Source organism: Mesobacillus maritimus (assembly GCF_044803185.1).
GTDB classification, from domain to species: domain Bacteria; phylum Bacillota; class Bacilli; order Bacillales; family Cytobacillaceae; genus Mesobacillus_B; species Mesobacillus_B maritimus_B.
On record NZ_CP085225.1, the window covers coordinates 4,348,765 to 4,361,238 of the forward strand.

Annotated in this window: 11 protein-coding genes; 2 read left to right on the forward strand and 9 right to left on the reverse strand. The window is 41.0% G+C overall.

The window, feature by feature from the left end:
- Positions 1-123 precede the first annotated feature (123 nt).
- Positions 124-1,461 (reverse strand): O-antigen ligase family protein, encoded by a 1,338-nt coding sequence (locus tag LG336_RS21110; RefSeq protein WP_404329439.1) that lies wholly within the window; start codon positions 1,459-1,461, stop codon positions 124-126.
- Positions 1,462-1,674: 213 nt separating this feature from the next.
- Between LG336_RS21110 and LG336_RS21115 the strand changes: the two genes are divergently transcribed.
- Positions 1,675-1,866 (forward strand): hypothetical protein, encoded by a 192-nt coding sequence (locus LG336_RS21115; RefSeq protein ID WP_404329440.1) that lies wholly within the window; start codon positions 1,675-1,677, stop codon positions 1,864-1,866.
- 18 nt (positions 1,867-1,884) lie between these two features.
- Here the strand turns inward: LG336_RS21115 and ysxE are convergent, their stop codons facing one another.
- The 8 genes from ysxE to hemA form a co-directional block, all read right to left on the reverse strand.
- Positions 1,885-2,946, reverse strand: a complete 1,062-nt coding sequence (gene ysxE, locus LG336_RS21120) for a spore coat protein YsxE (RefSeq protein ID WP_404329441.1) — start codon at positions 2,944-2,946, stop codon at positions 1,885-1,887.
- Positions 2,947-3,105: 159 nt separating this feature from the next.
- Positions 3,106-4,431, reverse strand: a complete 1,326-nt coding sequence (gene spoVID, locus LG336_RS21125) for a stage VI sporulation protein D (protein WP_404329442.1) — start codon at positions 4,429-4,431, stop codon at positions 3,106-3,108.
- A gap of 389 nt (positions 4,432-4,820) precedes the next feature.
- Positions 4,821-6,110, reverse strand: coding sequence for a glutamate-1-semialdehyde 2,1-aminomutase (hemL, locus tag LG336_RS21130; RefSeq protein WP_404329443.1), 1,290 nt, complete (start codon positions 6,108-6,110; stop codon positions 4,821-4,823).
- A 122-nt stretch (positions 6,111-6,232) separates the two neighbouring features.
- Complete coding sequence (hemB, locus tag LG336_RS21135; RefSeq protein WP_404329444.1) at positions 6,233-7,213, reverse strand: porphobilinogen synthase; 981 nt, start codon at positions 7,211-7,213, stop codon at positions 6,233-6,235.
- 11 nt (positions 7,214-7,224) lie between these two features.
- Positions 7,225-7,998, reverse strand: a complete 774-nt coding sequence (locus LG336_RS21140) for a uroporphyrinogen-III synthase (RefSeq protein WP_404329445.1) — start codon at positions 7,996-7,998, stop codon at positions 7,225-7,227.
- Positions 7,995-8,930, reverse strand: coding sequence for a hydroxymethylbilane synthase (hemC, locus tag LG336_RS21145; RefSeq protein ID WP_404329446.1), 936 nt, complete (start codon positions 8,928-8,930; stop codon positions 7,995-7,997). Before hemC ends, LG336_RS21140 begins: the two co-directional genes overlap by 4 nt.
- Before the next feature lie 14 nt (positions 8,931-8,944).
- Positions 8,945-9,778: an inner membrane protein YpjD gene (locus LG336_RS21150; protein ID WP_404329447.1), complete on the reverse strand. Its 834-nt coding sequence runs from the start codon at positions 9,776-9,778 to the stop codon at positions 8,945-8,947.
- 14 nt (positions 9,779-9,792) lie between these two features.
- Positions 9,793-11,139 carry a glutamyl-tRNA reductase gene (gene hemA / locus LG336_RS21155; RefSeq protein ID WP_404329448.1) on the reverse strand — a complete coding sequence of 449 codons (1,347 nt, stop codon included), beginning with the start codon at positions 11,137-11,139 and terminating at the stop codon, positions 9,793-9,795.
- Between the two features lie 300 nt (positions 11,140-11,439).
- Between hemA and LG336_RS21160 the strand changes: the two genes are divergently transcribed.
- Complete coding sequence (locus tag LG336_RS21160) at positions 11,440-11,931, forward strand: LiaI-LiaF-like domain-containing protein (protein ID WP_404329449.1); 492 nt, start codon at positions 11,440-11,442, stop codon at positions 11,929-11,931.
- Positions 11,932-12,474: the final 543 nt, after the last annotated feature.

A 12,474-nucleotide genomic window follows, 5' to 3' on the forward strand; every position in this document is an offset into this window, starting at 1 on the left:
ATTTATTATTTATAATAGATATACTACCCAAAAAAGGTTCTAGACGTCAATAATGATATCCAAAATATTTTTATCTTATACTCTATTTTGGTTTTCTAAAACTAGCGCAAGGGTTTATCAATTTTAAGCAATTTGATCTTTTTCATGAAAGTCTCTATCTTCATCGAGTGAATTTTCTTCAAGTTGCCTTTTTATTATACTTGATGACTTAAATAATGTAATTCCAAGAACTGCCCAGAATATCGGAGCAACAGGGACAGTACTAATATTAAAAAACGCTTGTACCAGATAACCCCCAATCGTACCAATTAATCCATACATAAGGATTCTTTCTCTACCGTAGGTTACTTTGGCAGCTTTAAATGCCTTCAATAAAATAAAAATAAGAAAAAGTAAGTATGTCAGAAGTGCGGGTGTGCCCAGCGTTATTGCCAGTTGTAAGTATTCATTATGTGCTTTATCAACATTTATACTTGATGTACCGAAGTATCGCTGACGTTCATCCGACGTTGATTTAAAAATAAATGGAAATGTATCTGGACCAGAACCGAACCAAAAATAATCCTTTATTAGAGGAAGCGAATTTTGCCATATGAATAAACGGGATGATCCCTCGTGTCCTGTGCCTTGGTTAGTAGCAACACTATATGATTCTGTAACAACAGAACTAATTCTATTGAAATAATGTCCTTTTTCAGTAATGTTAATTAATATTAATATGAGAGCTAAAGTTGCAAATAATCTTGTCCACTTTCTCCAAAGGTCTCTTTGCTTAAGGACAACAAACACAGAAACAAAGACTACACCAAAAAACACTCCCAAATAACCGCTTCTCGTATTTGAAAATATTAGAGAAATAAATGCCAAAGTAATAGCAGAAAAATATAAAGTTTCGTATTTTTTGTTTTTAGCAGTCAAGAATAGTGGAACAGTTATTAATAGGGCTAGAACAAGATATGAGCCGAAAAAATTAGGATTATCAAAGAAAGTATAAGTCCCTGTATAATTTCTCAATGAACTATTCCTAGGTAGAAAATCTAGAGAGTAATGCTGTAAAATCCCATAAATCGAAACAAAAATAGAGACTATTGCCATACCCGATAAAACCTTATCTAACCGCTTTTCATCCATAAAGCGATACGAGAAAAGAAAGATACTACAATAAGAGAAAAACGATATTAACCCTTCCTTCCGATCAACTAAACCGTGTATAGAAGTATATGTATAATTAGAAATCACTACAGAAATTTCAACTAAAAATAAAAATAGTATTAATAAACCAATTTCAACCTTGGAATCATCTTTTCTTGGGATAAGGTTTCGATATTTCCTTGTAAATAATAAGTATATCCAAGCTAATAAAACAAATATATACAAGTAATTAGCCTTAGTTGTTGTATAATATGGATCAAACCCCCAAGGATAAATCATTAAAGGAAATAGTATTATAAACCAATACATATGTATGTGCTCCTTTTGCAGTCTTTCTCATTGCTGTAATTTTGGGTATAAGTTACCAGTTTTCTATGACTTTTTTATTATGTCATTACTCCTAGAACAATTCAATATGCAATTGGGAATCCTTTGGGATTGATTCATAGTTTGGCAGATTAGGCACATTTCCTCCATTTGTCTCATAAACTAAAAAAAAAGCATCCGAGGAGGATACTAATTTTGAGGAAACGGTATAATCCCTACACTTATCCGCGGTGGTTGAAGAATCTGAGGGCAGCTTGTGCGCAGTTTATGATTCCGATTTGTGTGTTTCAGACGATCCGAACGCTGATTTTTCCGACTGGCTTTGATATTCTTTTACTTGCGGTTATCATTTTCCTAGCGGTCGCGATTCATATGCAAATCATTTAAAAGAGCCCAAGCTGCTAATCAACTTTGGGCTCCTTCTTGTTCTGCCTGTTGTTTTGCTTGTTGGATTGCTGCTTGTTTCTGGCGTTCAATTTCCTCGAGTCTCATTGCGACATATTCGGTATTTTTTAAATGCCAAAATTGCCTTTGAAGCTTTTGAACTGCTTTTCGCTCATCCTGTTTTGTCTTTTGCATAAAATAGGCCTCCGCTGTTCGTAGCATTCCCGTTGGGTAAGCAAGATAGCTTAGAAACAGCAGGCGTTCATCCTCCTTCATCGGAAAATAGTTTAAATACGTGCTAATCCATTCAACCGCTTCATCTGCCCGTTTCGGCCTTGTTTTTAAATAACGAGACAAGTAGGGCAAGAGATCTTGAATCGGGGAGCCAATTCTCGAGCTTTCAAAATTGGTGAAATAGCCATAGCCTTTTTCATCATAAAGAAAATGCTCTGTTGAGAGATTGCCATGGAGCTGCACCATACGCGCTTTCTTTTGGTCCTTCGTTTTCTCCCTCCAGCTTTCAAGTTTCTGCTTCGCAAACCCCATCGCCTGACGGATATTGTTGTAATACAAGCAAAATGTTAGTTGGAAGGGAGACATATACCATTCTTCTTCACTGGCTTCAATAAATCCTTCTAAAAACTCTTCATCTTTTTCATATTGTTTAATGGTTTTTTCGTAATGCTCCTCGCGCGCTTCCTGGCTTATTTCAAGTTCACGAGCGGACAAGGTATGCATCCGTGCTAACTCACGAAACATCTGTACCGGGCGTTCATCTCGATTTTCTTTTTCATCATTGGCAAGCCAAGGCATTAAATAATACAATCGATTCTGTGCATAAACCGCATAGCGCCCATCCCCTGTCGGAAAGATAGGAACAATCCGGTTGTAGCCTTTTTGATACAGGAATTGCACTTGGCGGATAAAATCAATTCCCTTATGCGGGTCAATCTGTTTAAGCGCATACGTTCCCGAGTTGGCATAAACCTTTTTAATTTTGCCATAGTCCTCAACATAATAAGGCTTTATTCCATAGTCTTTAAGGATACCTGCTATTTCCGGAAGTGCATGATCGTTATCCATTTATTTCACTCACTTTCACATCGAAAAGCGTAAACGCCCGTTTTACGAAGTCCATTAATCGCTGGGCGCTTATTTTAAAAATAAGATTTAAGTGCCAGTTTCTAAAAAAAGATGTGAGCAGGTTCAGAAAACCTGCTCTACATCTACTATATTTCTAGCTTACCGTTCTATTGCAAATCCACTAGGAACGTATAAGACCTGGCCTTCTGTTACATCCTGATCCAAACCTAAGTGATTGTGGTTGATGATTTGTTGTACGGACACATCATAGCGTTCAGCAATTTCTTCAATGGTGTCACCTTGTTGAACGATACACACCCGCAGCTTTGCGACTTCTGTTTCTTCTTTTCGTGCTAAAAACTCGGCAATCGAAAGGCCCTTTTTCTTAGAAATCTTCTTCTTCTTTTTAGGTTTTTCTTCCTCAGAAGAAGACGAGGAGCTCGAGCTTTCTTCTTCTACCTCCATCACTTCTTCAGGTTGTGCTTTTTCATTAATAATTGGAACCTGTTGGACCTCAGGCTGTTCAGCTTCAGCCCGTGCTAACTCCAGCTCACTTTCCTGTTCCGCCGAAGCAGCTGTTGGAAATTCCGTCACATTCGAATGTACTGTTGCCGGGTTTTCGTTTGCCTCAACAGAAGAAGCACTTGTTGTCTCCTGTGATGATAACGATGCAGATTCTCTTGCCGGCTCCTGACTAGTTTCCTCATCTTGACGAGAAAGCACTGGTTCTTTATTCTTTTCTCCCACGCTTGGTGGCTCCTTTCTAGCCTCCGCTCTGAAAGGCTCATAGAGTCCAGCAGATTCCTGGGTGTCCTTGTTCTCTTGAGTTTCCGGCCGAGGAACAAAGGAAAAGTCCTTGTATTCCGATACTTCTGGTTCTGTCTGGTTATTCACCGCTTGGAATGAGGTTGGGACCTCAACAGGCCGCTCTGGTGGTGTTTCGACCTCTGCTTCTGCAGTCGCAGAATGACGATACAGTGGCTCTAAATCAGGAACCTCCACTGGTGAAGCAGTGTCTTCTAACTCACCTTCTTCACTTCCATGCTGCTGTTCACCGTATAAGCCGGTAATAGCAAGATCCGCTGTCAGCTTCATGCTGTTTTTTTCTGGAAAGTCATAATCGAAGGACTCGACCTGAATGTCGATATCATAAATGCTTTCGATTCGGTTTTGAGGGATGGTGATATCGACCGGGAATTGATGAAGGAACTCTAGGATTCCTTCTTCTTCCTCACGCTCATTCACTGAGTGAATCTGTCTTCCAGCGAATTTAGGCGCTTCCTCTCCCTCTTCTACCTGTTCTGGGCATTTATATTCGCCGGTCAGCTCCAGCGAACCTTTAATCGTCACATATTGATCGTTTTCTTGGATGGTGATATCTGGGTCTAGCGAAATGGAGATAAGCTCTGCGACTTCCTGTCCTCTTTGGAACCACACCGATTCCTCAAGGGAAAACCGCAGGCACGATTGATTTCCCGTAGACAAAGCGACTCCTCCTTTCGTTTCACAAGCGTAAAATCACTATGTCAATTACACTTTATGACTTGAGGTTATCGTTTATGATAAAAATGCATGTTACTGGAGAATTCTAGACGGAAATTTTATTAGATTTAAAAGTAAATGGTGGACTAGTTTTAATAATAGCTTCAAAGAAGTACACTTTGTGTTTACAACCGTTGATTGGAGCGGAAGGCACGAAGACTCCTGCGGGAGTGCAAGGCCAAGGGAGACCCCGAAGGAGCATAGCGACGCGGGGGCTTCCGGACTGCCCGCGGAAAGCGAAGTGCCTGGAGTGGAAATCAATATCCACGTATTACAGCCAAAACAAAAAACCCACATTCCTAAATAGAAATGTGAGTCTAAGTATAAAAATATTAACCTTTAAGCTTCGAAAATGCTTTTTCTGCTGCTGCAATGGTTTTTTGAATATCTTCATCAGAGTGTTCTGTAGACAAGAACAAGCCTTCGAATTGAGATGGTGGTAAGAATACTCCTTCATTGGCCATTTCACGGTAATAGCTCGCGAAATAATCAAGATTAGACGTTTTCGCTACATCATAGTTGATGACATCTTCGTTTGTGAAGAAGAAACCAATCATTGAACCAGCACGGTTAAATGAAACTGGAATATCATACTTTTCAGCTGCTGCTTTGATGCCTGCCTCAAGCATATCTGCCTTTTTCTTAAAACCTTCATAGGATTCAGGAGTAAGCTGGCTCAATGTCTCATAACCTGCTGTCATAGCTAGTGGATTTCCTGAAAGAGTTCCAGCTTGGTAAATTGGACCGCTTGGTGCGATTTGCTCCATGATTTCTCTTTTACCGCCATAAGCGCCAACTGGAAGACCACCGCCAATTACCTTTCCTAGACATGTCAGGTCCGGTGTAACACCGAAATGACCTTGTGCACAATTGTAGCCGACACGGAAGCCTGTCATAACCTCATCAAAGATCAATAACGAGCCATATTCACTCGTTACATCACGCAAGCCCTCAAGGAAGCCTGGTAGTGGTGGCACGACACCCATATTTCCAGCAACCGGTTCAACGATGACACAGGCAATATCGTCGCCAAACTGTTCAAACGCATAGCGAACACTTTCTAAGTCATTGTAAGCGACCGTGATTGTGTTTTTAGCAACACTTTCAGGAACACCAGGGCTATCAGGCAAACCAAGTGTAGCGACGCCAGAACCTGCTTTAATGAGCAAGGAATCGCCATGGCCATGGTAACAGCCTTCAAACTTAAGAATCTTGTTGCGGCCAGTGTACCCACGTGCAAGACGTAGCGCACTCATCGTTGCTTCTGTCCCAGACGATACCATTCGGACCACTTCGATTGATGGCACACGCTCGATGACAAGCTCGGCCATTTTGTTTTCCATCTCAGTTGGCGCACCAAAGCTTGTCCCCATTTCAGCGACTTTTTTAAGTGCTTCAACCACACGGTCGTTGCTATGACCAAGAATTAATGGACCCCAAGAAAGAACATAGTCGATATATTCGTTGCCATCGATATCATAAATTTTTGAACCCTTGCCGCTCTCCATAAAAATCGGGTCCATATTGACTGATTTAAACGCACGAACAGGGCTGTTAACGCCACCAGGCATTAAGCTTTTTGCTTTATCAAATGCTGCAATTGATTTTTCATAAGATCGCATCAGAATATCCCTCGCTTTAGGTGTAATCGGATTTTACGGATAGTACTTCCCCACTTCAAGATATCGGGGATATATATTTGAAAAGAAGTGGGGGATTGAGCCCCCACTGTAAAAATTACCTTTTATTGTTCCTTAAGCCAACGGGCGGCATCCTTTGCATGGTAGGTGATGATTAAATCAGCACCCGCACGCTTCATACCTGTTAGCATTTCCATCACGATTCGCTCTTCATCAATCCAATCGTTTGCGGCAGCCGCTTTGACCATTGAGTACTCTCCGCTAACATTATAAATCACAACTGGTACGTTGAAATGATTCTTCACATCACGAACAATATCAAGGTACGGCATACCTGGTTTTACAATCAGGAAGTCTGCCCCTTCATCAACATCTGACTCCGCTTCACGCATTGCTTCAAGGCGATTTGCTGGATCCATTTGATACGTTTTACGGTCACCAAATTGTGGCGTGCTGTCTGCAGCGTCACGGAATGGTCCGTAAAATGCAGAAGCATATTTTACCGCATAGCTCATGATTGGAATGTTGTGAAAGCCTGCTTCATCAAGCCCGGCACGAATCGCGGCAACAAAGCCGTCCATCATATTTGATGGCGCGATAATATCAGCACCGGCTTGGGCCTGGCTAACAGCGGTTTGTACCAATAGCTCAAGAGACGAATCATTGTCAACATCACCGTTTTCAATTAGGCCACAGTGACCGTGGCTTGTATATTCACAAAGGCAAGTATCGGCTACAACAATAACCTCTGGATAGTGTTCTTTGATAAAACGAGTGGCAACCTGGACAATTCCGTGGTCATGGTAGGCTTGTGTTCCGCATTCGTCTTTTTCATCAGGAACACCGAATAATAATACAGACTTAATGCCTAGACCAACTACTTCGTCCATTTCAGCCTTTAGGTTATCCATTGATAGCTGATAAACACCAGGCATAGACTTTACTTCATTTTTTTTATTTTCTCCCTCAAGGATAAACAACGGATAAATAAAATCTTCTGTACGAAGATGGGTTTCACGAACGAGCGATCTTAATGTCGCACTACTTCGTAAGCGACGATGACGAGAAAATTGGAGATCTTTCATTCTAGCTCCTCCTATTCATTCTTCAAATATTCAACAACACTATTCATCATTTCTTCAACGGTATATGTTTTTGGACAAGCATGGACCGTCAAACCGTACTCTTCTGCTTTACGCTTCGAAATCGGGCCAATGCAAGCCACAATACAGTCTTCTATTTTAGCTTCTAATTGATAGTCTCTTACTGTTTCCATAAAATGATCGATGGTAGACGGGCTCGTAAATGCGAGAATATCGAGCGTCTCTTCAGACACCATTTGCGCGAGCCTGCTGCGGCTTTCTTCGGGCATATAGGTTTCATAGATTATCAATTCATCTACCAAAACACCATGTTTTTTTAGCGAAGAAGAGATATACTCTCTCGCTAGATTTCCCTTTGGAATCAATACCCGCATCCCTTCGCTTACGTATGGAAGGAATTCCTCAACAAACCCTTCAGCTACATACTCGTTTGGGGTAAAGCTTGCTTGATAATTCATTTCTTCAAGCACTTCTCTAGTTTTTGAGCCAATCACAGCAATTTTTGGAAAAGGCTCTCCACTGTTTTGGTAGTAGGAAAAGAACGTTTCAACTGTGACATTACTAGTAAAAACAATCCAGTCGTATTTATGTACTTCTTTTAATATGTAAAATAACTCTTCAGACGCAGCAACAGGGCGAAAAGCAATCAGAGGGATTTCAGCAGGAATCCCTCCAAGCCTTTCTACCAATTCTGAAAAAGCTCTCGCCTGTTTTGCTCCTCTAGGAATCATGACGTGTTTATTTTGCAGAGGAGGCGCGGAAATCATTCCGAATCTAACTCCGCTTTAACAGAATCAATTAATTCTTTAGCACCTTGACTGATTAACTGATCAGCGGCACGGTTTCCTACTTCAACAGGATTTGTTCCTGTCACCATTTCTTTGTAGATGACCTTCCCATCTGGTGAGCCAACAAGAGCAGTCAACACAACCTCAGCATTGTCACTGATTGTAGCATAGCCCGCAATCGGTACCTGACAGCCACCCTCCATTTTCGCAAGGAAAGCACGTTCAGCAATAACTGCATCAGCCGTTTTCGTACAAGTGAATTTTCCTAACCACTCTAGAAGCTCTTTATCGTCCTCCCGGCACTCAATTGAAAGCGCGCCTTGACCAACAGCAGGAACACAGATGTCTTGGTCGATGAACTCTGTTACCGTTTCTTCTGCCCAGCCCATACGTTTCAAACCAGAAGCAGCAAGAATAATGCCATCATACTCACCAGACTCTAGCTTCGCCATACGTGTATCAATGTTTCCTCGAATCCATTTAATCTCTAAATCAGGGCGTCTAGCAAGAATTTGTGCACTTCGGCGAAGGCTACTCGTACCAATCACAGCGCCACTTGGAAGATCATTTAAAAGAACATTCCCTTTGGAAATTAAAACATCACGTGGATCTTCACGTTCTGGGATTGAACCGATAACAAGTCCTTCTGGTAGAACAGCGGGCATATCCTTCATGCTGTGGACCGCCATATCAATTCTTTTATCATACATAGCTTGTTCAATCTCTTTTACGAATAACCCTTTGCCGCCAACTTTAGAAAGAGTCACATCGAGAATTTTATCCCCTTTTGTGACGATTTCTTCAACGCGGAACTCAAACGGTGCCCCAAGTTCTTTTAGTTGATTGATGACCCAGTTTGTTTGTGTTAATGCTAACTTGCTTCGTCTTGATCCTACTACGATTGTTCTCATGAAGATCCTCCTTATTACTCATACCAGAAATGGAAAGATGATAGTTGACCAGATAAGAAAAAGTTTATTAATACGATTAAAAACGAGCCTATATTCCAAAGTGCGAGTGACCTTCCATGTTTCCCAAGACCCACTCGCAAATATAGATAAATGCTAAAACCAGCTAAAACAATAAACGAGCCGATGACCTTTGAATCAAACCAAACAAAGTCGTTTATTTTAATCCAAGCCCACTGCAATCCTAGGATCAGACTAAGAAGTAAAAGTGGGACCCCAATCACATTTAAAACATAGGACATTTTCTCTAATTTCGTTAAATCGGCAATTCTCCAAAGAAGCTTCACCCATTTCTTCCGCTTCAGCAATTCGTATTGCAATAAATAAAGCATCGAAAAAACGAAAGAGATGGAAAACGCACCATAAGATAAAATCGCCAAGACAATATGGATGAGCAGCAATTCAGATACCAGCTGTTCCGACATCAGATTAGATTCATACTGCGGTGGAGCGAAGGTATGAATCGCCATAATAATAAAACCCAATATATTGGTGAAAAAGACGATAAAATCGACTTGCATTAACCGATTAATCATTAATGATAAGGAAACAAGTACCCATGCATAAAAGTATAACCCCTCGAACAAGGTCAGTACTGGGAATCGCCCTGTTTCACGCATATATAAAAATAGAAAAAGCGTTTGCAAAACCCATACAAATGCAAGTAACCAGAAGGCAATTTGGTTTGCCTTCCGGTTACGGTTAAGGAAGTCAATAAAATATAAAAGGACGCTTGCGCAATAAACCAAAATCGTCAGCTCATGCAAGCGGGCCATAAAAAGTTCAGACATGGCGAAGACCTCGCTCACGATTGAAAGGAAGCCTGAGGGACCTTAACGACGGTCTGTTTTGTTTCGGCCGTTTTCAATCCTTTTTGTTCAGCAACTTGCTCTTCAATATTAAAGATTTTCACAAAAAGATCCAATGCTTCATCGGCGTCCTTTCGTGAAGGAATCTCTTTTGCTTGTAAAATTGGATCCTTAAGAAGCTGATTAATGATACTCTTCGTATGTTTATTTAGAACCTTGATTTCCCGCTCAGTTAGATGCGGAAGCTTCCGTTCAATGCTGCTCATCGTCTCTTGTTGGATTTCAAGTGCTTTTACGCGTAACGCTGAGATAACTGGAACAACACCAAGAGTATTAAGCCATTGTTTGAAGAGAACGATTTCCTCTTCAATATTTAGCATAATCTTCTCTGCAGCTTTTTTTCGTTCCTGAAGGTTTGCTTCGACAATCCCTTCAAGGTCATCAATATCATAAAGAAACATATTTTCAAGCTCGCCAATCCCTGGATCAAGGTCACGCGGGACAGCGATGTCTACCATAAACAAAGGCTTGCCTTTTCTAAGGCCACTAACCATGTTCATCATTTCTTTCGTGACGACAAAGTCCTTCGCCCCTGTGGAACTAATCAGAATGTCGGCATCGACTAGCGCACATTGAAGTTCTTTTAACGTTTTCGCAACACCAGAAAAACGGTTTGCAAGGTCCTCCGCCTTTTGATAAGTACGGTTAATAACCGTTACTTTCTTCGCACCATTGGCATGAAGGTTTTGAATCGCCAGCTCACCCATTTTCCCCGCACCAAGAATCAAGACATGCTTGTTTTCTAATGAGCCGAAAATCTTTTTAGCTAGCTCCACGGCAGCATAACTGATGGAAACCGCATTGGCACCAATATCCGTCTCAGAATGGGCACGCTTTGCTACGGTGATAGCTTGTTTGAAAAGATGATTAAAGACCGTTCCAGTTGTATTTTCTTCTTGCCCAATAAGGAAACTTGTTCGGACTTGTCCAAGAATTTGAGTTTCCCCTAAAACCATTGAATCTAAGCCACAAGCTACTTTAAAGAGGTGTTCAACTGCTCCGTCCTGTTCATATACAAATAGGTAAGGAGAAAACTCATTCTGTTCCATTCCGAACCAATCTGCTAAAAATTCTTTTATATAATATCGGCCTGTATGAAGTTGGTCGACCACAGCATAAATCTCTGTTCGGTTACAGGTAGATATGATGATATTTTCAAGGATGCTCTTTTTGTTTTGAAGGCTTTGCATGGCATCCCTTAAATTATTCTCATCAAACGTTAACCGTTCGCGAATTTCGACAGGTGCTGTTCGATAGTTTAGGCCCACGACCATGATATGCATTGTTTCCTTACACCTCCAAACAAAATTACACCTAAGCTCTTTACCTACGGTTTATTATAACATCTTAAAATTTAATAAACTTTTAAGAATGTGAACATCCATTGAAAATCTACTATGGGGAAAAACTACTAGTTCTAGCCCCTAACTTCCAATGAAACCCAATATGAAAAATCATTGCCAGAAAAGCCATTATTCTGTTTAAATAATAAGATAAGTACATGAATAAAACTATAATCTCCTTATGTACCGTACCAAAAATTCGACATAAATTCAAGTAAGCCTTACTGAAGGTGGGAAATTATGAAAAATCAGAACATAATACCGGGAATTATCCTCATCGGTTTCGGAATTTATTATTATTTGCTGCAAATCAATCTGGTCCTATTTGACCAATTTTTCACGTGGCCGACGTTAATGGCCATAGTTGGAATCGCCTTTTTGGTTCAAGGGTATCGTGGCAAGGACTATGACTCCATTCTCCCAGGTGTCATTCTGTTCGGTTTCGGGTGCCATCTACATATCGTTGGCCGTCTGGATATTTGGCCAGACCATTTAGGTGCCTTTATTTTGATCATTGCTCTCGCCTTTTTGCTTCGTTATCAAAAAACAGGCACGGGACTATTTCACGGTATTCTCTTTCTTATTCTAGCCGCACTACTGTTATTTTATGACCAAATTACCATTTGGCTGGGAACGATTGAAAGCGGCCTTGCAACCGTATGGAAGTTTTGGCCGATTGCCCTCGTTTTAATTGGGATTTATTTGTTGTTTTTTAACAAAGGCAGACGCTAAGTCTGTCTTTGTTTTATTTGAATGGTTTTTTCTTGAGGGGGGGCTTTCCTCGAGGACATTGGTGTGGTGTTACTTTGATGGCGGATCTTTTCTTGAGGGCCTGCTCATGGACAGTTTTCGGGTTTTCGAACAGGTTTTTGTCCTTGAGAGCCTTGCTCATGGACACTTTTTGGGTTTTCGAACAGGTTTTTGTCCTTGAGAGCCTTGCTCATGGACACTTTTTGGGTTTTCCAACTGATTTTGTCCTTGAGGGTCCCTCTCATGGACACTTTTCGGGGTTTCGAACAGGTTTTTGTCCTTGAGAGCCCCTTTCATGGACAGTTTTCGGGTTTTCGAACAGGTTTTTGTCCTTGAGAGCCCTGCTCATGGACACTTTCGGGGTTTTCAAACAGGTTTTTGTCCTTGAGAGCCCCTTTCATGGACAGTTTTCGGGTTTTCGAACAGGTTTTTGTCCTTAAGAGCCCTGCTCATGGACACTTTCGGGGTTTTCGAACAGTTTTTTGTCCTTAAGAGCCCTGCTCATGGACACTTTCCGGGTTTTCA